Origin of the sequence: Pseudoclavibacter sp. AY1H1 (genome assembly GCF_002931055.1) — a bacterium.
GTDB lineage: Bacteria > Actinomycetota > Actinomycetes > Actinomycetales > Microbacteriaceae > Pseudoclavibacter.
In genome coordinates this window covers 1-22,622 of sequence record NZ_PSXX01000016.1, presented here as the reverse complement: position 1 = coordinate 22,622, position 22,622 = coordinate 1, and the positions used below count along the sequence as shown (strand labels likewise).

The 22,622-nt window shown below is 68.4% G+C and carries 20 protein-coding genes; 11 read left to right on the top strand and 9 right to left on the bottom strand.

Going from position 1 to position 22,622, the window contains the following annotated elements; all coding sequences use genetic code 11:
• Positions 1 to 17 precede the first annotated feature (17 nt).
• Both C5E05_RS18015 and C5E05_RS18010 read left to right on the top strand, forming a co-directional pair.
• Entirely contained in the window at positions 18 to 2,156 is a 2,139-nt protein-coding gene (locus C5E05_RS18015; RefSeq protein ID WP_104342718.1) for an FUSC family protein, read from the top strand.
• Between the two features lie 92 nt (positions 2,157 to 2,248).
• Complete coding sequence (locus C5E05_RS18010) at positions 2,249 to 3,463, top strand: MFS transporter (protein ID WP_104342717.1); 1,215 nt, start codon at positions 2,249 to 2,251, stop codon at positions 3,461 to 3,463.
• Between the two features lie 33 nt (positions 3,464 to 3,496).
• Here the strand turns inward: C5E05_RS18010 and C5E05_RS20405 are convergent, their stop codons facing one another.
• The 3 genes from C5E05_RS20405 to C5E05_RS17995 all read right to left on the bottom strand — a co-directional run bounded on the left by C5E05_RS20405 (position 3,497) and on the right by C5E05_RS17995 (position 5,420).
• Positions 3,497 to 4,393: an AraC family transcriptional regulator gene (locus tag C5E05_RS20405; RefSeq protein WP_219819580.1), complete on the bottom strand. Its 897-nt coding sequence runs from the start codon at positions 4,391 to 4,393 to the stop codon at positions 3,497 to 3,499.
• Between the two features lie 40 nt (positions 4,394 to 4,433).
• Positions 4,434 to 4,934 (bottom strand): DUF1990 family protein, encoded by a 501-nt coding sequence (locus tag C5E05_RS18000; RefSeq protein ID WP_104307646.1) that lies wholly within the window; start codon positions 4,932 to 4,934, stop codon positions 4,434 to 4,436.
• 108 nt (positions 4,935 to 5,042) lie between these two features.
• Complete coding sequence (locus C5E05_RS17995) at positions 5,043 to 5,420, bottom strand: ankyrin repeat domain-containing protein (RefSeq protein WP_104342716.1); 378 nt, start codon at positions 5,418 to 5,420, stop codon at positions 5,043 to 5,045.
• Positions 5,421 to 5,461: 41 nt separating this feature from the next.
• Here C5E05_RS17995 and C5E05_RS17990 point away from each other — a divergent pair, with 41 nt between their 5' ends.
• Complete coding sequence (locus tag C5E05_RS17990; protein WP_258064918.1) at positions 5,462 to 5,854, top strand: META domain-containing protein; 393 nt, start codon at positions 5,462 to 5,464, stop codon at positions 5,852 to 5,854.
• Between the two features lie 108 nt (positions 5,855 to 5,962).
• Complete coding sequence (locus C5E05_RS17985) at positions 5,963 to 6,943, top strand: beta-ketoacyl-ACP synthase III (protein WP_104243585.1); 981 nt, start codon at positions 5,963 to 5,965, stop codon at positions 6,941 to 6,943.
• A gap of 113 nt (positions 6,944 to 7,056) precedes the next feature.
• Here the strand turns inward: C5E05_RS17985 and C5E05_RS17980 are convergent, their stop codons facing one another.
• From C5E05_RS17980 to chvE, 4 genes are all read right to left on the bottom strand, one after another.
• The gene (locus C5E05_RS17980) at positions 7,057 to 8,208 is read right to left on the bottom strand and encodes an ROK family transcriptional regulator (RefSeq protein WP_104342715.1); all 1,152 of its coding nucleotides are present in this window, start codon (positions 8,206 to 8,208) and stop codon (positions 7,057 to 7,059) included.
• 139 nt (positions 8,209 to 8,347) lie between these two features.
• On the bottom strand, positions 8,348 to 9,502 hold the full coding sequence (mmsB, locus tag C5E05_RS17975) for a multiple monosaccharide ABC transporter permease (RefSeq protein ID WP_104243587.1): 1,155 nt from the start codon (positions 9,500 to 9,502) through the stop codon (positions 8,348 to 8,350).
• Between the two features lie 50 nt (positions 9,503 to 9,552).
• Entirely contained in the window at positions 9,553 to 11,067 is a 1,515-nt protein-coding gene (mmsA, locus tag C5E05_RS17970) for a multiple monosaccharide ABC transporter ATP-binding protein (RefSeq protein ID WP_308471374.1), read from the bottom strand.
• A 162-nt stretch (positions 11,068 to 11,229) separates the two neighbouring features.
• Complete coding sequence (gene chvE, locus C5E05_RS17965) at positions 11,230 to 12,351, bottom strand: multiple monosaccharide ABC transporter substrate-binding protein (protein ID WP_104243589.1); 1,122 nt, start codon at positions 12,349 to 12,351, stop codon at positions 11,230 to 11,232.
• Between the two features lie 221 nt (positions 12,352 to 12,572).
• On the opposite strand from chvE, the gene xylA reads away from it, so the two are divergent.
• The gene (gene xylA / locus C5E05_RS17960; protein WP_104243539.1) at positions 12,573 to 13,766 is read left to right on the top strand and encodes a xylose isomerase; all 1,194 of its coding nucleotides are present in this window, start codon (positions 12,573 to 12,575) and stop codon (positions 13,764 to 13,766) included.
• A 155-nt stretch (positions 13,767 to 13,921) separates the two neighbouring features.
• Entirely contained in the window at positions 13,922 to 15,361 is a 1,440-nt protein-coding gene (locus C5E05_RS17955; protein ID WP_104342714.1) for a xylulokinase, read from the top strand.
• 139 nt (positions 15,362 to 15,500) lie between these two features.
• On the opposite strand, the gene C5E05_RS17950 is transcribed toward C5E05_RS17955, so the two are convergent.
• Both C5E05_RS17950 and C5E05_RS17945 read right to left on the bottom strand, forming a co-directional pair.
• On the bottom strand, positions 15,501 to 15,914 hold the full coding sequence (locus tag C5E05_RS17950; RefSeq protein WP_104243543.1) for an Hsp20/alpha crystallin family protein: 414 nt from the start codon (positions 15,912 to 15,914) through the stop codon (positions 15,501 to 15,503).
• Positions 15,915 to 16,110: 196 nt separating this feature from the next.
• A complete protein-coding gene (locus C5E05_RS17945) occupies positions 16,111 to 17,043 on the bottom strand; it encodes a DNA-3-methyladenine glycosylase (protein ID WP_104307599.1) in 933 nt (310 codons plus the stop codon).
• A 61-nt stretch (positions 17,044 to 17,104) separates the two neighbouring features.
• Here C5E05_RS17945 and C5E05_RS17940 point away from each other — a divergent pair, with 61 nt between their 5' ends.
• The 5 genes from C5E05_RS17940 (at position 17,105) to C5E05_RS17920 (ending at position 22,495) form a co-directional block, all read left to right on the top strand.
• A complete protein-coding gene (locus C5E05_RS17940) occupies positions 17,105 to 18,037 on the top strand; it encodes a rhodanese-related sulfurtransferase (protein ID WP_104342713.1) in 933 nt (310 codons plus the stop codon).
• Positions 18,038 to 18,411: 374 nt separating this feature from the next.
• Entirely contained in the window at positions 18,412 to 19,689 is a 1,278-nt protein-coding gene (locus tag C5E05_RS17935; RefSeq protein ID WP_104243549.1) for a branched-chain amino acid ABC transporter permease, read from the top strand.
• Positions 19,690 to 19,699: 10 nt separating this feature from the next.
• Complete coding sequence (locus C5E05_RS17930) at positions 19,700 to 20,680, top strand: branched-chain amino acid ABC transporter permease (protein WP_104300418.1); 981 nt, start codon at positions 19,700 to 19,702, stop codon at positions 20,678 to 20,680.
• Complete coding sequence (locus tag C5E05_RS17925) at positions 20,673 to 21,692, top strand: ABC transporter ATP-binding protein (protein WP_181058078.1); 1,020 nt, start codon at positions 20,673 to 20,675, stop codon at positions 21,690 to 21,692. The genes C5E05_RS17930 and C5E05_RS17925 overlap by 8 nt, the downstream gene beginning before the upstream one ends.
• Positions 21,689 to 22,495 carry an ABC transporter ATP-binding protein gene (locus C5E05_RS17920; protein ID WP_104243553.1) on the top strand — a complete coding sequence of 269 codons (807 nt, stop codon included), beginning with the start codon at positions 21,689 to 21,691 and terminating at the stop codon, positions 22,493 to 22,495. The genes C5E05_RS17925 and C5E05_RS17920 overlap by 4 nt, the downstream gene beginning before the upstream one ends.
• Positions 22,496 to 22,622 lie beyond the last annotated feature (127 nt).

The following is a 22,622-nucleotide window of genomic DNA, read 5'->3' as shown; positions in this document are numbered from 1 at the left end:
CAGCAGCGGGTGAGCTGATGCGCAAGACCCTCCGCCTGCTCCTCGCCGCTCGCGACCCTGCCCGGGCGCGACTCACCGCGGCCGCCGCCGTCTCGCTCGGGGTCCTCGCGAGCGCGCTCCTCACCAACCTGCTCATCGGGCAGCTCCACGCCGAGCGCTCGCTCCTGAGCGTCGGCATCTTCCTGTCGATCATGGCCGGCGCCTCGGTCAAGGATCGTTCGCCACGAGAGCGCCTCGTCACGACGATGCTCCTCATTCCCGCCTCGGTGGCCGTGATCGCCCTCGCAGCACTCCTCGCCCCGAACCGGATCCTCGCGATCGGCGCCTTCATCCTCGTCAGCGGAGCCGCCGTCTGGGTGCGCCGCTACGGCGCCAGGGCCGGCTCGCTCGGCACCGTCACCTTCATGGGGTACTTCTTCGCGCTCCTCCTGAAGCCCACGCACGATCAGCTGCCGGCGCTGTGCCTGATCGCCCTCCTCGCCTGCACGACACAGCTCGTCGCGCGCGCCACCCTCCTCCTGCAGAGACCCAGGCGGCAGCTGCTGCTGCTGCTGCGAGAGCTGCGGGCTGCGTCGGAGTCGGCGCTCGACGCCGCCTCGCGACCCGGTCACCCCGGAACCCTGCGCCTGAGGCTCGCGCGCATCGATGCGACCAGCGAATCCATCGACGCGTGGCAGCGGAACTCGGACGCCGAGCTGCACGCAGACGGTGATCCGAAAACGCTCGGCGATCGGGTCCTCGACGCCCGCGTCGACATCCAAGAGCTCTGCTACCTGCTGGCCCGTCTCTCCGTGAGCGCCGCCGATCTGCCCGCCCGCCTCCACCGCGACCTCGCGCACCTCCGGACGGTGCTCGACGAGCGTGCTCCCGCGTGTGACATCAGCTCCGCCACCGAGTGGGCGACGGACATCATCGCGCATCGACCATCGCAACGCGGCACCCGTCTCGGGGCGACGTTCGCGAGCTACCTCATCGCCCGGAGCGTGCACGCGCACGCCCGACTGCGAGAGCTCACCATCGTCGGCGCGCCACCAGACCCGAAACCGAGCCCGGGCTCAGGCTCAGGCTCCGCACGGCCGCGTGTCTCGCTCGCCCCGAAGCAGGATCCGTGGACGCGCATGACGGTGCAGGCCATGGCCGCGGCATCGATCGCATCCATCGTCGGCGAGGCTATCTCCGCCTCGCACTGGTACTGGGCGGTCATCACCGCCTCCCTGATCTTCACCGGAACCACCACAAGAGGCGGCATCCTCACGCGCGCCTTCCGTCGGATCCTCGGCACCGCCATCGGCATCATCGTCGGCATCGCCGCGGTGGCCCTCGCCTCGGGGAACGTGAACGTGCTGAGCGCGATCTGCGTCCTCGGCGTCTTCGGGGCGCTCTACTTCGGGCCGCTCAACTCCCTCTACTCGGCGCTCTTCACCACGACCATCCTCGTCGCCCTGTACCGCCTGCTCGGGAAGCTCGGCGCCGACGTCCTCGAGACTCGCCTCGAGGAGACCATCGCGGGCGGCGTCATCGGCGTGCTCTGCGCCTACCTCATCCTCTCGTCCAGCTCGAAACCGGCACTGGACGCGAAGGCGAACGCCTACCTGGACGCGTTGGAGGCGCTCCTCGGCAGACTGCTGGCGACCCCGGTGAACCCCGTCACGACCACCGCGCTCCGAACGGAACTTCGCGCGCTGGAGCTCGCGCAAGGCGACGTCGACACCGCCGTCTCCGGCATGTCCACGGCCTTCCTCGTCACCGGCCCGAGGAGAACAGGGAACGCCGTGCACCTCATGTACATCGCCACGAGATCCGCAGCTCGTCTCGTCCAGCTCGACGGCGATCTCGCCCGGCCGGACCCGCTGGTGGCCGCAGCGATCTCGAGGGTCGCCGCGCGCGCATCCGCCGCCCGCCACGCGCTGGCCGAGGCTCGCGGCCAGCCCTCGGTCGATCGGGATGCCGACGACCACCAGTCGGTCAACGCCCTGCTGCAGGACCAGGCCAGCTCCTTCGACCCCAGATCTCCATCCGGAGAAGCGCTGGTCGCGCTGCTCCGGATGGACTGGACGCTCGCCCAGGTCATCGACGACAGCACGGCTGAGCTGCCTCTCGAGCGCGGTGGACGGAAGAGGAAGCCCGCGCTCAAGGTGTCCGTGCCACCCGTGTGACGGGGCGGCGACTTTGACGGCGGCGGACGATCGGTGCCACGAATCGGACGGACGGTCACACGCTCGACTCCGAGTTCGAGGATGCTTGGCACATGACCACAGGAACCATCCCCACCGTCGCTGCGACGCAGACTCCTCAGACGCAGACTCCCCCAAAGACGGCGTGGGCCGCCATCGCGGCCATGATGGCGACGAGCTTCGTCCTCGTCGTCGCCGAGTTCCTCCCACCGAGCCTCCTGCCGTCCATGGCCGCCTCCCTCGGCATCACGGAGGGGCAGGCCGGCCAGACCGTGACCGTGACGGCGTTCGTCGGGTTCCTCACGGCCCCCACGATCGGCATCCTCGTGCCACGCCTCGACCGCCGCACCCTGCTCGTGGTGCTCGCCGGCGCCGCCGCACTCTCGAGCGCGGTCGTCGCCGTGGCCCCCGGGTTCGTGCTCCTGCTCATCGCCCGGCTCCTGCTCGGCGCGGCACTCGGCGCCTTCTGGGCCATGTCCATCGCCATCGCCGCGAGCCTCTCCCAACCGAAGCACCTGGGCAGGGCCATCATGCTCGTCAACACGGGCACCACGGTCGCGACCGTCGCCGGCGTGCCGCTCGGCAGCTACCTCGGCACGATCATGGACTGGCGCCTCATCTTCGCGAGCGTCGCCATCGTGACCGTCGTCGTCGCGATCGCGCTGCGACTGGCCCTCCCGCACGTTCCTCCGACCGCATCGAGCGGCGGCTTCCGCTCGCTCGTGGAGACGCTCCGCGTCCCCGGCATCCGCGTGGGACTCACCGGACACATCCTCACCGTCCTCGGCCACTTCGTGGCCTTCACGTACATCCGCCTCGCCATCGACCGAGTGCCCGGACTCGACGGGGTCGGGGTCGCCGCCCTGCTCGTCGCCTTCGGCATCGGCGGTGTCATCGGCAACTTCGTCGTAGGCCTGCTCGTCGACCGGCACCTCGCCGTGCTCCGCTTCGCCGTGCCCCTCCTCATCGGCGTCTCGATCGGCATCGTGGCGCTCGCACCCGGCCAGATCTGGCTCGTCGCGGTCGCCGTCACCACGTGGGGCATCGGGTTCGGCGGCTGGCTCACGACGCTGGGGACGTGGATGGGTCGCCTCGTCCCCGACCGTATGGAATCGGGTGGCGGGCTCTCGGTCGCCGGCTTCCAGCTCGCCATCACCCTCGGTGCCGGTGTCGGCGGCCTGCTCATCGACCTGATCGGCGTCACACCCGCACTGGTCGTCGCGTCCGTATCGGCGATCGTCGGCGGCCTCATCTTCGGCAGCGCGCGCTTCCCCGGCCGCACCAGCTGAGCGGCTCGACTGCCCAGGTCGAGCGGATGCGCGTCAGGAGCTGGCGCGCATCCCTCGCTCCGACCGTGCTCTCGCCTCGGCACGCCAGCGTCCGGGCGTGGATCCCGTGTGCCGCTGGAACGCGCGGCTGAAGCCCGCCTGCGACTCGTAGCCGAGCCCGCTCGCGACCGCCCCGATCGTCAGCTCGCTCCGCAGGAGCAGTCCCTTGGCCGTCTCGATGCGCACGCGTGTCAGGTATCCGATGGGCGTCTCGCCGACGGACTCCTGGAACCGCGCGGCGAAGACCGAGCGCGACATCCGCGCGACGCGGGCGAGCTCGTCGAGCGTCCACGGGTCGCCCGGCTTCTGGTGGAGGGCCTCGAGGGCGGCCGCGAGCTGTGGCTCGGCGACGTCACGCAACCAGCCCGCAGGCGCGCATCCCGCCTCGTTCCAGGCACGGAGCGCCGTCGACACGATCGTCGTCGCGATGCGGCTGCAGATCACGGCGTCACCCGGCCGAGGGTGAGCGCCCCCGAGACTCCAGGCGCACGCCATGCCATCGATGAGCGCCACCATCGAGGGCTCCTGCGCGGCGAAGTCACGCACGATCAGGGAAGCCGGCAGCGCCTCGGCCGCGGTCTGCGCCTGTGGTGCCTCCTCGAAGCCGACGTCGATGAACTCGGCTTCGACGCTCGCGAGCACCGAGGACACGTGCCCCCTGGGGAAGAACACCAGGTCACCCGCCACGAGGTCGACGACCGGTGCCCCCAAGGCCGAGAGTCGGATGGCGCCGCGGAAGACGAACACGAACCCCGGACCGGCATGGCGGCGCACAACCGGCTCCCCAGCAGCGAGCTGGTGGCGGTGCGATCCGATGAGCGTCCACTCCAGGGTGGCAAGGGCGCGGTCGAACGCATCACTCGGGGGCGCCTGCAGCATCGTGGTCGTCACACTGAGTCGAACACCACGGACCCGGCGCTTGTTCCGCGCCTCACCGAAGCGCGCGCTCGTATCTCCGCCTCGCCACGATCTGCGCGGCCCGGAGGAACGGGAACAGCGTGCGCCAAGGTCCCGATGGCGCCGCTCGGGTCAGCGAGCGGATCGTGAACTCGACCCGAGCATCCACTCGGCGGACGATGAACGCCTCCTCGCCCTGCACGGGATGACCCGGCAGGGTCCGGTAGGCGAACCCCACCCTCGTCGGCTCGTCGACGACGGCCACGACCTCGACGGGCTCCTGGATGCGCACCCCACCCCACCCGGCGATGATCGTCGGACGTGCCCCCACAACCGCACGGGCCCCGTCCGGGTGCACCTCGAACCCGCTGCGCGTCTTCACTCGCCAGACGAGCACGTCTGCCGCGGCCCGCTCCCACAGCGCATCCCCGTCGCCGAGGGCGACCGTCTTCTCGAAGCGTCGGAGCCGCCCAGCCTCAGGGCGCCACACGTCGAGGTGCGGTTGCGTGAGCGCCTGCGGAACGGACGTGGCCATGCCCCCAGCCTGGCATCCGGCTGACTCCTCGGCGAGCTCGAGTTCCGAAGCGCTCGGTTCCTGCACCGCAGGTCGCCCGCTGCCGGTTCCCGCTTCCAGTCGGGACGGTCAGTCCAGCAGGTGCTTCTGCCCGAACATCTCCGCGGTCGCGCGCGCAGTCGGCGTTCCCGCGTCGAGGTCCGCGCCCGCGTCCCGGAGCAGGCGCACGATCTCGTCCTCGCCCTTGAAGAGCGCCCCCGCGATGGGCGACTGATTCCGCGCGTTGCACAGGTCCACGTCGGCTCCGTGACGGATGAGCGCCTGAACGGCCCCCGCGTGGCCGCTGTACGCGGCGAGCATCAGCGCGGTATTGCCGGCCGCATCCTGCAGGTCGACGGGCATGCCCTGGTCGATGAGATCCACCAGAGTCTTGCTGTCACCGCGGCGAGCACAGCCCATCGCGAGCTCCGTCAGCGTCTCGACTTGTTCTGGCGTCAGTTCGGGCATGGCAACAGGGTATCCGCCGCTCCGGTTTGACTCGCTACGATGTGGCCACCCCAAGCATCGGAGCCCTCGTGAAGACCATCGGCGTCAGCATCGCAGTCGCGGCAGCGACCCTCCTGTTCCTCAGCGGATGCGCGCAGACAGCCGCGTCGGCGGCCGGCACCTGGGGCACCCCCGACTCGAGCGGCCGGGGCGAACCCGGCCTGCGCCTCTCCGACGACGGCAGGGTGACGGGCAACGACGGCTGCAACCGGCTCATGGGCGACTGGAGCGAGACCGACGGGAAGATCGAGTTCGGAGCCCTCGCGTCGACGATGATGTTCTGCGAGGGTGTCGACACCTGGCTCGTCGGCGCCGCGTCGGCCTCGGTCGACGGCAACTCGCTCCTGATCTACAACGACGCCGGCGACGAGATCGGCACGCTCCCCCGAAGCTGACGCGCACCCCGGGCGCCCCCGTTCGATGCGGCAATCCGGGCGACGCGCACGCTCCGAATACCCCCACAGAGACCAGCACTGACCGGAGGGTAGGATTCTGCGTTGATCATGCTTTCCTTCCCCCAGCCTCAGCCAGTGCACTCGCGCATCGTCGGAGTCGGCTACGAGTCGCCGGAGCGCATCGTGACGAACGATGAGCTCTCGCAGACTCTCGACACGAGCGACGAGTGGATCACGTCACGCGTCGGCATCCGCGAGCGTCGACTTGCCGCAGACGGGCAGAGCGTCACCGACCTGGCCGCAGCGGCCGGCGTCAAGGCGCTCCTCTCCGCGGACGTGCAGGGCACGGACATCGACATGGTCATCGTGGCGACGATGACGGCCATGGACCGTTCGCCGTCGACGGCCGCGCAGGTCGCGACCCGCATCGGCGCGACGCACCCCGTCGCCTTCGACCTCAACGCGGCCTGCGCCGGCTTCTCGCAGGCGCTCGCCGTCGCCGACCAGGCGATCAGCGCCGGCTCCGCGAGCCGCGCCCTCATCATCGGCGCCGAGCGCATGAGCGACTTCATGGACTGGACCGACCGCACCACCGCCATCCTCATGGCAGACGGCGCCGGCGCGGTCGTGCTCGAACGCAGCGAGACTCCCGGCGTCGCCCCCGTCGCGTGGGGTTCGCAGCCGGAGCTCGGCAACCTCGTGCGCATCCAGCAGCCGTCCGGCCGCTTCGAGCAGGAGGGCCGCAGCGTCTTCCGCTGGGCGATCACGCAGGCGCAGCACGTCGCGATCGATGCGCTCGCGAAGGGCGGGGTGCGAGCGGACGAGCTCGTCGCGTTCGTCCCGCACCAGGCGAACCTGCGCATCATCGACGCCCTCGGCAAGCAGCTCGGCCTCGCCGACGACGTGGTCGCTCGCGACGTCGTCTACTCGGGAAACACCTCAGCCGCCTCCATCCCCATCGCCCTCGCCAAGCAGGTCGAGGCTGGCGTCGCCGAGCCCGGTGGCCCCGCCCTCCTGCTCGGCTTCGGCGGCGGCTTCTGCTACTCGGGTCAGGTCATCGCGTTCCCCGAGGTCCGCAACCCCGCGTAGCTCGCCAACGCGGCCCGCTGGACCCAGTCTGCGGATGGGAAATCCGCTTCCGGATGGAGAACAGACCATCCCGAAGCGAGGTTCCCATCCTGAAACCGCGTCGGCAGCGGGAGTTAGCGGCGCAGGTGGGCGCGCTCGATGAGCGCCTGGAACTGCAGCTCGGCGGCGCCGATGAACAGCAGGTCGCTGCCGAGCCCGGCCCGCACCACCTCGACCTCGCCGTAGTTCGGGGCGAGCGTGTGCTCGGCGAGGATCTCGAGGAAGTAGTCGCGCTCGAGGTCAAGCAGCACGCCGAGGAACCCGCCGAGCACCACCCGCTCGGGGTTCAGGATGTTGATCATGTTGCGCACGCCGACGCTGAGCACCCCGAGCTGGCGGTGCGTCTCGAGCTTCACCGCCGGGTCGATGTTCTGCTGCAGCATCCGCTCCAGCTCGTCGTCGCTGGCGCTCTTCGTGCCGAGGGCGGCGAGCAGGCGACGTCTGCTGACGACGCGCTCGAGCTCGTCGTCGCCCGAGTTCCCGAGCGCCGCGGGAGTCGCCACGAGGTTGTGCCCGAACTCACCCGCGTAGCCGGCCACGCCGTGCAGGAGTCGGTCGTCGGCGATGATGCCGCCGCCGATACCGCTCGCGCCACCGTTCATGTAGAGCATGTTGCTGATGCCGCGGCCAGCGCCGAAGATGTGCTCGGCGACCGCGCCGAGGTTGGCGTCGTTCGCGGCGAGCACCGGCAGGCCCGTGGCCTTCTGCAGCTGGTCGGCGAGCGGCACATCGCGCCACTCGAAGTGGGGCACCCAGCGCACGAATCCGTCGGAGGCCCGGACGAGTCCTGGCACGGCGACGCCGATGCCGACGCACTCGTAGAGCGTGTCGAGGCTCTCGCTGAGCCCCTCGACGAGGGCCTTCACGATGGCGACGGCTTCCCTCGCGGTCGGCGGCTTCTCGGTTTCGAAGCGGATGCGCTTCAGCAGCTCGCCGCGGAAGCTGACGACACCCACGTTCAGGGCGTCCACCTCCGGCACGACCGCGACGGCGACGATCTTGTCGCAGACGCCGACGATGGGGCTCGGCCTGCCGACGAGATTCGTCGCGACGGGTTCGTGCTCCTCGACGATGCCGCGGTCGGCGAGCTCGGAGACGAGCGCAGCGATGGTGGAACGGTTGAGGCCGGTCTCGCGGGTCAGCTCCGCTCTGGACGCCTGCCCACCGCGGTGGAGGCGTTCGAGGATGAGGGAGAGGTTCGAAGAGGCGACACGATCGGTGGCCATGCCGTCCTCTTTCTCTCGCTTGTCACGGCAGTGCGTGTCTGGTTCTGGTTCTGCTTCTGCTTCCGCTTCCGGGCAGGCTGGCGCTCGGCCGAGCCGTTCCGTCGCCCGCGCTGGGTTCAGCGCGGGCGACGGAGATCGATCAGCTGCGTCCGCCTCGGCGCTTGCCGAGCACGTCGATCGCCACGGCGAGCAGCAGCACGAGGCCCTTGATGACCGACTGCCAGGCCGAGTCGACCGAGAGGATCGAGAGTCCCATGTTGAGGACACCCATGATCATCGCGCCGATGACTGCGCCGATAACCGTACCAACACCACCGGTCACGGCCGCGCCACCGATGAACGCCGCCGCGATGGCGTCGAGCTCGTAGGTGTTGCCGGCTGAAGCGACGGCGCCACCTGCGCGGGCCGTCGTCACGATGCCGGCGAGCGCGGCGAGCACACCCATGTTGACGAAGATGAGGAAGTTGACGCGCTCCGTGCGCACACCGCTCATCTTGGCCGCGAAGAGGTTGCCACCCATGGCGTAGACGTTCCGGCCGAAGACGGTGCGCTGCAGGATGAACGTGTAGAGCATGATCAGCACGGCCAGGATGATGAGGATGATCGGCAGGCCCTTGTGCGCCGAGAGCAGCCACGCGAACGCGAGCACTGCGATGGCGACGATCGCGAGCTTCGCGATGAGGGCAGCCCCGGGCTCGACGGGCAGGTCGAGCTTCTTGCGGCGTGCGCGGGTGCGGAGCTGGCTTCCGATGACGGCTGCGACGACGACAAGCGCGATGAGCATCGTGACGACGTCGTGTCCGCCGAGCATCGTGCCCATCGACTGCGGCAGCGAGCCCTTGCCGATGGCGACGAACTCGTCCGGCAGCGCGTTGATCGTTCCACCCGTGAGGAGCACGAGAGTGAGACCTCGGAAGAGCAGCATGCCCGCTAGCGTCACGATGAACGCCGGTATGCCCACGTAGGCGATCCAGAATCCCTGCCAGATGCCGATCACCGCCCCGGCCGCGAGGCCGATGAGCACCGCCGCGAACCACGGCAGCCCCCATTGGGTGATGGCGATGGCCGTGATGGCACCCACGACGGCGACGACCGAGCCGACCGACAGGTCGATGTGGCCAGCGATGATGACGATGATCATGCCGACCGCGAGGATCAGCACGTACGCGTTCTGCTGGATGAGGTTGTTGATGTTCGCGGGCAGCAGGAGCTTCCCGCCGGTGAGAATCTGGAACAGGATGATGATGACGGCGAGTGCGCCGAGGATCCCGTACTGGCGGACGTCGACCGACATCCTCACTTTCCGGGTGCCTGCTTCGTTCGCGGCCTCGGTGTTCGTGGTGGTCACGACTCGTCCTTTCCAGCGGTCATGTACTGCATGAGCAGTTCCTGTGTTGCGTTCTCCTTGGAGACCTCACCCGTGAGGCGTCCTTCGGAGATCGTGTAGATGCGGTCGGCGAGGCCGAGCAGCTCGGGGAGCTCGGAGGAGATCACGACGACCGCCCTGCCCTGCTCGACGAGCTTGTTGATGAGCCCGTAGATCTCGTACTTCGCGCCGACGTCGATGCCGCGGGTGGGCTCGTCGAGGAACAGCACGTCAGGGTCGGTCTGCAGCCACTTGCTGAGCACGACCTTCTGCTGATTGCCGCCGGAGAGCTTGCCCGTGGGCGTAGCGACGCTCGCCGTCTTGATGTTCATGGACTTGCGGTAGCCCTCGGCGACGCCGTTCTCCTTGATGCCGTCGACGATGCCCCAACGGGCGACCTTCTTCGCGGCGGCCGCGGAGATGTTGGCCTGGATGTCGCCGATGAGGTTGAGGCCGAGGTGCTTGCGATCCTCGGTGGTGTACGCCAGGCCGTTCTTGATGGATTCGTTGATCGTCTTCGTGGAGATCAGCTGACCCGACTTGTACACCTCCCCGGAGATGTTCGTGCCGTAGCTGCGGCCGAAGATGCTCATGGCGAGCTCCGTGCGGCCTGCGCCCATGAGGCCGGCGAAGCCGATGATCTCGCCGGCGCGCACGTGGAACGACACGTCGTCGACGACCTTGCGGCTTGGGTCGGCCGGGTGGTGCACCGTCCAGTTCTCGACGCGCAGCTTCTCCTCCCCGATGACCGCCTCGCGGGGCGGGAACATGGAGGAGAGCTCGCGGCCGACCATGGCGCGGATGATCCGACCCTCGGTCGCATCCGGCTCGGTCATGTCGATCGAGTCGATCGTCGCCCCGTCGCGGATGATCGTGACGCGGTCTGCGATGCGCCGGATCTCCTTGAGCTTGTGGGAGATGATGATCGACGTGATGCCCTGCTCGCGCAGCTGCTCGATGAGGCCGAGCAGGTGCGCGGAGTCTTCGTCGTTGAGGGCCGCGGTGGGCTCATCGAGGATGAGCAGCTTCACGTCCTTCGACAGCGCCTTGGCGATCTCCACGAGCTGCTGCTTGCCGACGCCGATCTCGCGGATGACGGTTGCGGGGTTCTCGTTGAGGCCAACCCGCTTGAGCAGCTCCGCCGCACGGCGGTTGGTCTCGTCCCAGTCGATGACGCCGAAGCGCTGGATCTCGTTGCCGAGGAAGATGTTCTCCGCGATCGACAGGTAGGGGCTGAGGGCGAGCTCCTGATGGATGATGACGATGCCGTCTTGCTCGCTGTCGTTGATGGTCTTGTACCGCACCTCGCGGCCATCGAACTCGATGGTCCCCTCGAAGGTGCCGTAGGGGTAGACGCCGCTCAGGACCTTCATGAGCGTCGACTTGCCCGCGCCGTTCTCGCCGCAGATGCCGTGCACCTCGCCGCGACGGACTTCGATGTCGACGCCCGCGAGGGCTCGCACACCGCTGAATTCCTTCACGATGTTCGACATCTTCAGGATTGTGTCGTCTTGCACCATTGCTCCGTCTCACTTTCCGAGCGTCACCGCTCGGCACTGCTGCGCCTCGAGGGCGCGAGCTGCAACAGAAGCGCGCTCGGGCTGGTGTGGGGGCACAGCCAGCCCGAGCGCGTTCAGTGTGGTGTCGGTGACTCGTTAGAGTCCGACGTCCGATGCCTGGAGGAAGCCACTGTCGATGAGCTTCTCCTGCACGGTGTCCTTCGTGACGACCTCGGGGTCGAGGAGGTACGAGGGGACGACCTTGACGCCGTTGTCGTAGCTCTCGGTGTCGTTGACGTCGACCTCGGTGCCCGCCTTGAGCGACTCGACCATGGCGAAGACCTGGTCGCCGAGGAGGCGGGTGTCCTTCCAGACCGTCATTGACTGCTTGTCGGCGAGGATGTTCGTGACCGATGCCTTGTCAGCGTCCTGACCCGTGAGGATGGGCCACTCGGAGCCGGGCGTGTAGCCGGCGGAGACGAGCGCCTCCGCGATGCCCTGGGCGAGGCTGTCGTTCGGCGAGAGGACGACGTCGACCTTCTTGTCGGCGTAGTTCGAGGCGAGACGGGTCTCCATCTCGTCCTGAGCGCCGGCGCTCTCCCAGCCCTGGATGCCGACCGAGGCCCAGTCGTCGTTCGATGCCGGCGACTTGCCGGAGCCGACGACGAGCTTGCCTTCGTCGATGTACGGCTTGAGGACGTCCCAGGCTCCGGAGAAGAAGAACTTGGCGTTGTTGTCGTCCGGGCTGCCGGCGAAGGGCTCGAGGTAGAACGGGCCGGGCTGGTTCTCGAGGTCCAGGCTGTCGACGATGTACTCGCCCTGGAGCTTGCCCACCGCGTAGTTGTCGAACGTCGCGTAGTAGTCGACGTTCTCCGTGTCGTTGATGAGGCGGTCGTAGGCGATGATCGTGACGCCTTCGTCAGCCGCATCCTGCAGCACCGGTGCGAGCACCGAGCCGTCGATGGCGGCGACGACGAGCACGTCGACTCCGGATGCGATCTGGTTCTGGATCTGCGAGATCTGCGTGTCCGGGTCGTTCTCGGCGTACTGCAGGTCGGTCGTGAAGCCGGCCTCGTCGAGCTTGCTCTGGAGCTGCGCTCCGTCGTTGATCCAGCGCTCGAGCTCGCGGGTGGGCATCGAGATGCCAACGCTCTCGACCTCGACTGCTGCTCCTGCTTCGCCGGTTGCTGCTGGGTCTGCTGGCGCGTCGCATGCGGTGAGACCGAGTGCGAGGCCTCCAACGACTGCGAGACCGAGCAACTTCTTCGTTGCTGACATGACGGTCATTTCCTCTCTGAAATGTGTTGCCCTAAGTTGTCGCGCCAAACATATACCCACTTGGGTCAGGTTGTGCAACCCCGTGTCAGATTCGTGACAAAACTGGCCCCAGGCGCCATCCGAACCCCGTCTCATCCGGAACTCGTGGTGGAAGTGACACAACGAAGTGCTATATGTTGCTCTCTGGAACTTATCAACGACGATACCTAGAACGGACTCCCATGTCTCTGACTCCCACCCCCGCAGACAAGTTCTCATTCGGTCTGTGGACCGTCGGCTACAACGGGACCGACCCGTTCGGCGGCCCGACGCGCGCCGACCTCGACGTCGTGCACGTCGTCGAGAAGCTCGCAGAAGCCGGCGCATACGGCCTCACCTTCCACGACGACGACCTCTTCCCGTTCGGCTCGAGTGACGAGGTCCGCGACTCGCAGATCTCCCGCCTCCGTGGCGCACTGGATGCGACCGGGCTCGTGGTTCCCATGGTCACGACGAACCTCTTCTCCGCTCCCGTGTTCAAGGACGGCGGCTTCACCTCCAACGACCGCGACGTGCGCCGCTTCGCACTGCGCAAGGTCCTCCGCAACCTCGACCTCGCCGCGTCGCTCGGCGCCGAGACGTTCGTCATGTGGGGCGGCCGCGAGGGTGCGGAGTACGACTCCGCGAAGGACATCCGCCAGGCCCTCGAGCGCTACCGCGAGGCCGTCAACCTCCTCGGCGACTACGTCACCGACAAGGGCTACAACATCCGCTTCGCGATCGAGCCGAAGCCGAACGAGCCCCGCGGCGACATCCTGCTCCCCACGGTCGGCCACGCACTCGCCTTCATCGAGACCCTCGAGCGCCCGGAGCTCGTCGGCGTGAACCCCGAGGTCGGGCACGAGCAGATGGCCGGCCTCAACTTCGCGGCAGGCATCGCGCAGGCCCTCTACCAGGGCAAGCTCTTCCACATCGACCTCAACGGCCAGCGCGGCATCAAGTACGACCAGGACCTCGTGTTCGGCCACGGCGATCTGCAGAACGCGTTCGCGCTCGTCGACCTGCTCGAGAACGGCGGCCCCAACGGCGGCCAGACCTACACGGGCCCCCGCCACTTCGACTACAAGCCCTCGCGCACCGAGGACGAGACGGGCGTCTGGGAGTCGGCGGCCGCGAACATGCGCACCTACCTCCTCCTCAAGGAACGCGCGGCGGCCTTCCGCGCCGACCCCGAGGTGCAGGAGGCTCTCGCAGCGTCCCGCGTCGACGAGCTCTCCACGAACACGCTCGGCGAGGGCGAGACCTACGACGACTTCCTCGCTGACCGCTCCGCCTTCGAGGACTTCGACGCCGACGCGTACTTCAACGGCAAGGGCTTCGGCTTCGTGCGCCTGCAGCAGCTCGCGCTCGAGCACCTCATGGGTGCACGCGGCTAGCCCACGTCCCACCGACTGACGGGTTCCCCCGTCCCCCGCGCAGAGCTGTGGCGGATGCACTCACCACGCGCGTGCATCCGCCCCAGCTCTGTCGTGCATGCTCGACCAGCGCCTGAACCTCAACACCGCACTCGCCCTATAGAAAGCAGACCACCATGCTCGTCGCCGGCTTCGACTCGAGTACGCAGAGCTGCAAGCTCGTCATCCGCGATGCGGAGACGGGTGCGCTCGTCCGCCAGGGGCGCGCAGCTCACCTCCCCGGCACGGAGATCGACCCGGCGAACTGGTGGGCTGCCGTCCAGGGCGCGACCGAGGCCGCCGGCGGGCTCGACGATGTGGCGGCGATCTCCGTCGCCGGCCAGCAGCACGGCATGGTCGCCCTCGACGCCGAGGGCCGCGTCGTCCGCGACGCCCTCCTCTGGAACGACACCCGCAGCGCAGGCGCAGCACGAGACCTCATCGCCGAGTTCGGCCAGGATGCGCTCGTCGAGCGCACGGGACTCGTGCCCGTCGCCTCGTTCACGATCACGAAGCTGCGCTGGCTGCGGGATGCGGAACCCGAGAACGCGGCGCGCGTCGCGGCCGTCGCCCTCCCCCACGACTGGCTCACGTGGCGCCTCCTCGGCTACGGCCCAGCAGGCGAGAGCCCCCTCGGCCCGGACCTGACGAAGCTCACGACCGACCGCTCCGACGCGTCGGGGACCGGCTACTGGTCGCCGTTCACGCTCGACTACGACCGCGAGCTGCTCATCGCGGCGCTCGGCCACGACGCCATCCTGCCCCGTGTGCTCGGACCGGACGAGGTCGCTGGGAAGACACCGGCCGGCGCACTCGTCGCCGCGGGCGCCGGCGACAACGCTGGTGCGGCGCTCGGTCTCAACGCGCGTCCGGGCGACGTCGTCGTCTCGATCGGCACCTCAGGCACCGTCTTCTCCGTCGCCGACCGACCGGTGGTCGACCCCCGCGGTGGGCTGGCCGGGTTCGCGGACGCGACGGGAGCGTTCCTTCCCCTGTCCGCGACGCTCAACGCCGCTCGCGTCATCGACACGACCGCCGAGGTCCTCGGCGTCGACCACGAGGAGTTCGGTCGGCTCGCCGCATCGGCACCCGTCGGCTCTGGTGGTCTCGCGTTCGTGCCGTACCTCGACGGCGAGCGCACCCCCGACCTGCCGGATGCGACCGCGTCGCTCCTCGGCATGACCCGCGGATCGTTCACCCGCGAGAACCTCGCCAGGGCCGCAGTCGAGGGCATGCTCGGCAGCCTCGCGCAGGCACTCGACGCCCACCGTGCGCTCGGCGTCGAGGCGAAGCGAGTCATGCTCATCGGCGGCGCCGCGCTGAGCGAGGGCGTCCGCGCCGTCGCGCCGACGCTCTTCGACGTGCCCGTCGAGATCCCGGCACCCGGTGAGTACGTCGCCGACGGTGCAGCCCGCCAGGCTGCCTGGGTGGCGACCGGGACACGTCCGGACTGGCCCGTCGAGACCATCGCTCGCCTCGAGCCCGCCCCCGACGCGGCACTCCGCACCCGCTACGCTGCGGCCGCGAAGCTCGCCCGCGAGACCGAAGAGGCAGGAACGGGACTCCACGCCGCCTGACGCGAACGAAGGCGCGAGCGCGAGTCGAGGACGAGCGCAGACCCACAGACCTACCGACGCAGTGAGGGGCAGCGCCAGTCGGCGCTGCCCCTCACTGCGTCACAGAGGTCACATCACGAAGCGGTGATCACCGGGCCGCTCAGGCCTGGATGGTCTCGACCTTCGTGCCGCTCTCGACCTCGATCTTGCGCGGCTTCGCGCGCTCGCTGACCGGCACGGTCACGGTCAGCACGCCGTGCTCGTAGCTCGCCGCGATGCGCTCGGTGTCGAGCCCCTGGCCGAGCGTGAACTGGCGGAGGTAGCTGCCGCCGTTGCGCTCACGGACGAGCCACTTGGCGCCCTCGGCGTTGACCGTGCTGCGCTCGGCGCGGATCGTCAGCTGCTGGCCGTCGAGGTCGACGTCGATCGAGCTCGGGTCGATGCCGGGCAGGTCGGCGGTGAGGATGTAGTGGTCGGCCTCGCGGTAGAGGTCGATGGGCATCGAACGCGGGCTGTTCGGTGCTCCCTGGAAAAGTCGTTCCATCTCCTGGAACGGATCGAAGACGCGTGCCATGTCGTTTTCCCTTCCTTGTACGCACGCTCGTCAGCGCGAGACGGTGCGGTGAACTTGAGTCGACTGGTGTCAACTTCCTTGAGCAGAAAATTAGCACTCTGCCCCATCGAGTGCCAGAAAGTTTGCTGAAAACCCCGTCAGCCGTGGGCGAACGCCTCTCGAAAAGGTCAGCGCACGTCGACGCCGGGCGCAGAGCTCAGTGGGAGCGGTGGTCTTGCACGGTCATACGGGGGCCGTGCTTCGGGCGCGGGTTGCCCGCGAGCTTGATGAGCCGCACGACCCGCTCGCGGTGTCCGCGCCACGGCTCGAGCAGCTCCCGCATGCCGTCGTCGTCGACGTCGCAGCCCGCGAGCGCCCACCCGACCATGTTGGGGATGTGGTAATCGCTGAAGCTCGGGGCATCAGGGTCGCCATGCGAGCGCTGCACGGTCTCGTTGGCCGTCCACACGCCGACCCCCACGATCGAGCGAAGACGACGGAGCGGCTCCTCCGACCCCGTCGGCAGGCCGCTCGTGCGCTCGAGTGCCGACGCGACCGTCGCCGAGCGGATCACCGTGCCGGACCTCGAGTAGTCGACGCCGGCCCGGTGCCAGTCCCAGCTCGGGATGCGCCGCCACTGCTCCGGCGTGAGCGGCAGGCGCAGGTGCCGCGGCACGAGACCGGCCGGCCCTGGCGCCGCGTCGGCGTGGTCGCGGTGCAGGATGTCCCAAGCGCGATGCGCCTCGAGGCCCGTGATCTTCTGCTCGATGATCGCCGCGCTCAGCGCCTCGAACACCGCGCCCGACTTCGGGAGCCGCAGCCCCTCGTTCCGTCGCCGCACATCCGCCAGCTCCGGCAGGGCGTCGAGGCAGAGCTCGCTCCAGTCGTCGTCGCGGCCCAGCAGCGTGGGAGCCTCGTCGACCGCGATCTCGGCGGCCGCACCCCACGACACGACCCGCACCCCCTCCCGGGCTTGGCGGAACACCGTGGTCGCGCCTCCCGCCAGCGTGTGGGACGTGCGCCACACGTCCCGCGACACCGGATGCACCCAGCACGTCGGATCTCGCCTGCCCCGCATGAGGGGAGACAGGGTCTGCTGCACATCGACCGGTGACGCCGGCCGATAGAGCGACATGACCCGATCTGGCATGCGGCAAGGGTACGCAGACCCACGGACATTCGGTGTGAGCCCCTCACCTAAAATCGTCCTCATGGCTGTCCCCAAGATCGTGCTCTACTACGCCTTCGCGCCCCTCGCCGACCCGGAGGCGATCCGCCTCTGGCAGCGCGACCTCGCGGCGTCCCTGGGGCTGCGTGGGCGCATCCTGATCTCCAAGGACGGCATCAACGGCACCCTCGGCGGCGAGCTGAACGCGCTCAAGCGCTACGTGCGCACCACCCGGGAGTACGCGGCCTTCAAGGACGCCGACTACAAGTGGTCGGAGGGCACCGGCCTCGACGAGCAGGGACAGAGCCTCGACTTCCCACGCCTCAGCGTCAAGGTGCGCGACGAGATCGTCAGCTTCGGGGCGCCGGGCGAGCTCGAGGTCGACGAGCACGGCGTCAAGGGCGGCGGGACCCACCTCGCACCCGACGAGCTGCACGCACTCGTCGAATCGCGCGACGAGATCGTCTTCTTCGATGGCCGCAACGCGATCGAGGCGCAGATCGGCCGCTTCGAGGGCGCCATCGTTCCGGAGACCGGAACCACCCGCGACTTCATCGCCGAGCTCGAATCGGGCAAGTACGACGACCTCAAGTCGAAGCCCGTCGTCACCTACTGCACGGGTGGCGTGCGCTGCGAGGTCCTCTCAGCGCTCATGCTCAAGCGCGGCTTCAACGAGGTGTACCAGCTCGACGGCGGCATCGTCCGATACGCGGAGCAGTTCGGCAACGAGGGGCTCTGGAAGGGCTCCCTCGCGGTCTTCGACGCTCGCGAGCACCTCGAGTTCGGCCCCGACACCGACGTCCTCGGCCGCTGCCGCGAATGCGAGAGGCCCACGCACCGCACCCAGAACTGCAGCGACCCCTCCTGCAGGGAACGCTTCGTCGCCTGTGCGGACTGCGGCGAGCGCGCACTCCACTGTCCCGAGCACACGCCCGCGGGCCTCAGTGCCGCGGCGGGGGCACCATCCGGTCGGTGACACGCCGGAGACGAAAGACATCTTCACAAATCGGAGATCTTGGATGTGGCGGCACACTGTGCCGTGCTGAGGCACCACATTTGTGGTGACGTAGAACAAAATTGCGCGCTGAGGCTCCTGGCTGCGAGCAGAGCCTCTTCCGCACGGCTATCGTGTGTAGCGGCAGTGAAACATTGCCGATACAAACCATCCGTAGATTCGCAGAGTGGCGAATCCTCGCTTGCAGAAATAGCAGTTCCAGAATCTCGTTCAGTCGTCGTGCCCAGCCCGACTCGCACTGGAGGTACTCCGTGCCCCTTCTCCCCAGTCCGCTCACGCCAGCCGGTTCGCGCTCAGCGACCGCCCGGCGTTCCCGGCTCACCCGAACCCACCGAATGCTCGCAGCACTCGCGATGTCGCTCTTTGCGTTCCTCGGCGTCTTCGCGATGGCCGGCCCCGCGAACGCGGCAGCCGACCCCGTCGATGAGGAGTCGCCGTACTCGATCAGCGGCATCCTCAACTACGAGGGAGAACCCGTCGCGGGCGTCTCGCTCACCGTCGACGGCGACGGCTACTCCGAGACGGTGGAGTCGGGTGAAGACGGCCGCTGGCGCGTGCCCGTCCCAGGCCCAGGCAACTACACGGTCACGCTCGACACGGAGACCCTGCCAGACGGCATCGACCTGCGGAACGAGGACGGCGCCACCGCAGAGGTCACCGAGGACGAATGGTCGACGACCAACGTCGGACGCCTCTTCGCACTCGGAGAGGACACGAGGCAGAGCAGCAACTTCGGCTCGCAGCTCATCGAGCGCCTCGTCGCCGGCCTCAACTTCGGCCTCCTCATCGCGCTCGGCGCGATCGGCATCACCCTCATCTTCGGCACCACCGGGCTGAACAACTTCTCCCACGGCGAGCTCGTCACCTTCGGCGGACTCATGGCCTGGCTCTTCGCTGTCGTCATGGGGCTCAACATCTTCGTCGCCATCATCGTCGTCGTGATCCTCGGCGCCGCCTTCGGCTGGCTCCAGGATGCGACCCTCTGGAAGCCGCTCCGCAAGCGCGGCGTGCGCCTCGTCCCGGCGATGATCGTGAGCATCGGCCTCGGCCTCGCACTCCGCTACCTCTACCAGTTCTTCTTCGGCGGGGCGATCCTCCCGATGAGCTCGGTGGGCCTCAGCGGAGCCGTGGAGTTCGGCCCCGTGCGCATCACGACGGGCTCGCTCCTCAGCATGGGCATCTCGATCGTCACGCTCCTCCTCGTGGCCCTGTTCCTGACGCGCACCCGCGTCGGCAAGGCCACACGAGCCGTGTCCGACAACCCGTCGCTCGCAAGCGCATCCGGCATCAACGTCGACCGCATCATCCGCATCGTGTGGACCACGGCAGGTGGCCTCGCCGCCCTCGCCGGCGTCATGCTCGCCCTCTACCGCCAATCCTCATGGGACATGGGCTTCCAGGTGCTCCTGCTGATGTTCGCCGCCGTCACCCTCGGTGGCCTCGGCTCCGCCTACGGCGCCCTCGTCGGCTCGCTCGTCGTCGGCATCTTCGTCGAGCTCTCGACCCTCTTCATCCCCGCCGACCTCAAGTACGCGGCGGCGCTCCTCATCCTCATCCTGGTCCTGCTCGTCAGGCCCCAGGGCATTCTCGGCCGCCGCGAGCGAGTCGGCTAGGAGACGAACCATGGACTGGTCAAACATCCTGAGCAACGCCATCGGCGAGCTCCTCAGCCCCACCACCGCTGCCTACGCGCTCGCCGCGATCGGCCTCGGCATCCACTTCGGCTACACCGGCCTCCTCAACTTCGGCCAGGCCGCGTACATGCTGCTCGGCGCGTACGCGTTCGCGATCCCGACGATCAGCCTCGGCTGGCCCATCTGGGCCGCCGTGCTGTGCGTCATCGTCGTCTCGATCGTCTTCTCGTTCATCCTCGGCGTCCCGACGCTGCGGCTGCGCGCCGACTACCTGGCCATCGTCACGATCGCCTCCGCCGAGATCCTGCGGTACATCGTGACGACGACCGGCCTCACCCCCGTGACGGGCGCGGCCAACGGCCTGAACGGCTTCAAGGGCACCTTCGCGGCCATCAACCCGATCCCCGACGGCACCTACGGCTTCGGTCCCTTCACCTACAACGCCTACGACTGGTGGACCCGCATCGTCGGCTGGGGCCTCGTCATCCTCGCGACCCTCCTCGTGTGGGCGCTCATGCGCAGCCCGTGGGGTCGCGTCGTCCGCGGCATCCGCGAAGACGAGGACGCCGTGCGCAGCCTCGGCAAGAACGTCTTCGCCTACAAGATGCAGGCCCTCATCACGGGTGGCCTCCTCGGCTCCCTCGCCGGCATCATCTTCATCCTGCCGAGAGCCGTGCAACCCGCGAACTACACGACGGGTCTCACGTTCTTCATCTGGACGATCATGCTGCTCGGAGGAGCCGCGACGATCTTCGGGCCCATCGTGGGAGCGATGATCTTCTGGGTCGTGCTCTCGCTCACGCAGGGCATCCTGTACGGCGCGATCGAATCGGGCGCGATCACCTTCCTCTCGACGACGCAGGCGGGCCAGCTGCGCTTCATCATCGTCGGAATCGCGCTCATGCTGCTGGTGGTCTTCAGACCCCAGGGCATCTTCGGAAACAAGAAGGAGCTGAGCTTCAGTGCCTGAGCAGACGAGCCCCCCAACGGGCATCCTCCCCACCCACGAGTTCGTCGACGGCAAGGTCGGCCCCGGCTGCAAGAAGGTCGACCCGATCGTCATCGCCGACGGCGTCACCCGCCAGTTCGGCGGCAACACGGCCGTGGATGTGCAGCACCTCGAGATCCCGCGCGGCAAGATCACGGCGCTCATCGGCCCCAACGGCGCCGGCAAGACCACCATGTTCAACCTGCTGACGGGCTTCGATAAGCCCAACACGGGCACGTGGTCGTTCGACGGCACCTCCCTCGCCAACGTGCCCGCCTTCAAGGTGGCCCGCTCCGGCATGGTCCGCACCTTCCAGCTCACGAAGTCCCTCGGACGCATGACGGTGCTCGACAACATGCTCCTCGGCGCCGACCAGCAGGGCGGCGAGGGCATGCTGCGCGCGCTGTTCAAGCCGCTCTGGCGCGACCGCGAGAAGGAGATCACCGAGAAGGCCGACGAGCTCCTCGCCCGCTTCAAACTCGACGCGAAGCGCGAGGACTACGCGGCGTCCCTCTCCGGCGGACAGCGCAAGCTCCTCGAGATGGCCCGCGCCCTCATGAGCAGCCCGAAGCTCATCATGCTCGACGAGCCCATGGCCGGCGTCAACCCGGCCCTCGTGCAGTCGCTCCTCGGCCACGTCAAGGAGCTCAAGAACGACGGCACCACGGTGCTGTTCGTCGAGCACGACATGCACATGGTCACGAACATCTCCGACTGGGTCGTCGTCATGGCCGAAGGCCAGATCGTCGCGGAGGGCCCGCCTGAGACGGTCATGAAGGACCAGGCCGTGATCGACGCCTACCTCGGCGCGCACCACGACCAGGACCTCGGCGACCTCGACATCCAGGAGCTGGAAGTCGAGCGCATCGCCGAGGAGCAGGGCGTCGAAGCGGCGGCCGAGTACGAGGCCGAAGTGCTCGGGACGACCACGATCGCCGAGGAGATCGCCGAGACGAAGCCCGGGACCGAGACGACGGAGAGTGACAGCAAATGAGCGAGACGACGCCAAACGCATCCGGTTCTGCGACAGCGACGACCCCCAGAAGCGACGCTGTGCTGTCGACGATCGACCTCGTCGGCGGCTACCTGCCCGGCGTGAACATCCTCAACGGATGCTCGATCGACGCCTACCCCGGCGAGCTCATCGGCATCATCGGGCCCAATGGCGCCGGCAAGTCGACGGTGCTCAAGGCCATCTTCGGGCAGATCAAGATCCGCGGCGGCAGCGTCATGCTGAAGGGCGAGGACATCACGGGCCTGCGCGCCGACAAGCTCGTCGCCAAGGGCGTCGGGCTCGTGCCGCAGAACAACAACGTCTTCCCGTCGCTCACGATCGAGGAGAACCTCGAGATGGGGCTCTTCCTGCGGCCCAAGGTCTTCAACGAGCGGTTCGAGTTCGTCGCCGACCTCTTCCCCGAGCTCGGGAAGCGCCGCAAGCAGCGCGCGAGCTCCCTCTCCGGCGGTGAGCGGCAGATGGTCGCCATGGCGCGGGCCCTCATGATGGACCCGTCGGTGCTGCTCCTCGACGAGCCGTCGGCAGGCCTCTCCCCGGTCCGTCAGGACGAGACGTTCCTGCGTGTGCGCCAGATCAACCGTGCCGGCGTCTCCGTCATCATGGTCGAGCAGAACGCGCGCCGCTGCCTGCAGATCTGCGACCGCGCCTACGTGCTCGACCAGGGCAAGGACGCGTACACGGGCACCGGACGCGAGCTGCTCAACGACCCGAAGGTCATCGCCCTCTACCTCGGCACGCTCGCGGCCGACGAACAGGCGAAGGACGGCGACGCGGCCCACTAGCCGCGAGCATCCACCCAGTCGCCCCGGCCCCCGGCCCGGCACCCCCGCGAAGCCGAAGCCGATCACTGCCCGGCGTTTCGCCCCCTGCCAGACTGCGCAGGGGGCGAAACGCCGGGCAGTCTTGGTT

Coding starts and splice junctions, on each gene's coding strand:
- mmsA (WP_308471374.1), bottom strand. CDS start 11,067: ATGTCGAACATCGTGAAGGAATTCAGCGGTGTGCGAGCCCTCGCGGGC.
- C5E05_RS17920 (WP_104243553.1), top strand. CDS start 21,689: ATGAGCGAGACGACGCCAAACGCATCCGGTTCTGCGACAGCGACGACC.
- C5E05_RS17980 (WP_104342715.1), bottom strand. CDS start 8,208: ATGGCCACCGATCGTGTCGCCTCTTCGAACCTCTCCCTCATCCTCGAA.
- xylA (WP_104243539.1), top strand. CDS start 12,573: ATGTCTCTGACTCCCACCCCCGCAGACAAGTTCTCATTCGGTCTGTGG.
- C5E05_RS17955 (WP_104342714.1), top strand. CDS start 13,922: ATGCTCGTCGCCGGCTTCGACTCGAGTACGCAGAGCTGCAAGCTCGTC.
- C5E05_RS18010 (WP_104342717.1), top strand. CDS start 2,249: ATGACCACAGGAACCATCCCCACCGTCGCTGCGACGCAGACTCCTCAG.
- mmsB (WP_104243587.1), bottom strand. CDS start 9,502: ATGTCGGTCGACGTCCGCCAGTACGGGATCCTCGGCGCACTCGCCGTC.
- C5E05_RS18015 (WP_104342718.1), top strand. CDS start 18: ATGCGCAAGACCCTCCGCCTGCTCCTCGCCGCTCGCGACCCTGCCCGG.
- C5E05_RS17995 (WP_104342716.1), bottom strand. CDS start 5,420: ATGCCCGAACTGACGCCAGAACAAGTCGAGACGCTGACGGAGCTCGCG.
- chvE (WP_104243589.1), bottom strand. CDS start 12,351: ATGTCAGCAACGAAGAAGTTGCTCGGTCTCGCAGTCGTTGGAGGCCTC.
- C5E05_RS17950 (WP_104243543.1), bottom strand. CDS start 15,914: ATGGCACGCGTCTTCGATCCGTTCCAGGAGATGGAACGACTTTTCCAG.
- C5E05_RS17985 (WP_104243585.1), top strand. CDS start 5,963: ATGCTTTCCTTCCCCCAGCCTCAGCCAGTGCACTCGCGCATCGTCGGA.
- C5E05_RS17935 (WP_104243549.1), top strand. CDS start 18,412: ATGCTCGCAGCACTCGCGATGTCGCTCTTTGCGTTCCTCGGCGTCTTC.
- C5E05_RS18000 (WP_104307646.1), bottom strand. CDS start 4,934: ATGGCCACGTCCGTTCCGCAGGCGCTCACGCAACCGCACCTCGACGTG.
- C5E05_RS17945 (WP_104307599.1), bottom strand. CDS start 17,043: ATGCCAGATCGGGTCATGTCGCTCTATCGGCCGGCGTCACCGGTCGAT.
- C5E05_RS17930 (WP_104300418.1), top strand. CDS start 19,700: ATGGACTGGTCAAACATCCTGAGCAACGCCATCGGCGAGCTCCTCAGC.
- C5E05_RS17940 (WP_104342713.1), top strand. CDS start 17,105: ATGGCTGTCCCCAAGATCGTGCTCTACTACGCCTTCGCGCCCCTCGCC.